The sequence below is a fragment of the Pseudomonas sp. LJDD11 genome, assembly GCF_024584215.1.
Taxonomy (GTDB): domain Bacteria; phylum Pseudomonadota; class Gammaproteobacteria; order Pseudomonadales; family Pseudomonadaceae; genus Aquipseudomonas.
The window spans coordinates 1-662 of record NZ_JANJFL010000090.1; the positions used below are offsets into that span (position 1 = coordinate 1).

Genomic DNA, 662 nt, shown 5'->3' on the forward strand with positions numbered 1-662 from the left:
ACCTTCCCCTAGACCAACTAAGCGAGAGAAATAGATCTCAGGAAACGCCTGGACGGCTTCCCTGACGAACTTCCTAGCGTCCCCGTCAGTCTCGGGCAACTGGATCGTCGATACCTTGGTGACACGTTTTTCATTGAGTCGTAGATACCGAATATGCTCAGGTTCTACACGACGCAACATGGAGGGCGCATGGGTAGCAATCAGCGCTTGAGAGTCTGATCCGCCAATCGAGCTATTCAAAGCATTGACGATTCTCCCCAGATAGTGGGGTGAGAGACTGTTCTCAGGTTCTTCGATTGCGATCAGGGTGAACGATGGTGGCTTGAGCCGCTGTACATCGAATGCCGTCGACTCCCCTTTCAACACTGCACGACCTATCGCATGAGATGACAAAACCACTGAGAGATACAGCATCGATTTCTGACCATCGGACAGCCGCGAGAAATCCACCAGGTGATCGTCATGCCCAGGAGTGAAAGACACCGACATGTGACGAAGCAGAGACTCGATTTCCGACGTGATGAAGGTCAGCTTCGGATCAGAAAAGAAGGTGCCACGATGAAGGCCCTTCCAAGTGCTGCTCAGGATTTCACTGAAGGCCTTGATGGATACGTTGGAGGACAGCGATTCGCTGATCTGATCAGTGAGCTCTTGAACGACTT

Annotated in this window: 1 protein-coding gene; it reads right to left on the reverse strand. The window is 51.8% G+C overall.

Annotated elements, in window-relative coordinates; genetic code table 11:
• Positions 1-662 (reverse strand): ATP-dependent endonuclease (locus tag NRB16_RS28895; protein WP_257107567.1); only part of this gene is annotated, 662 nt, incomplete at both ends.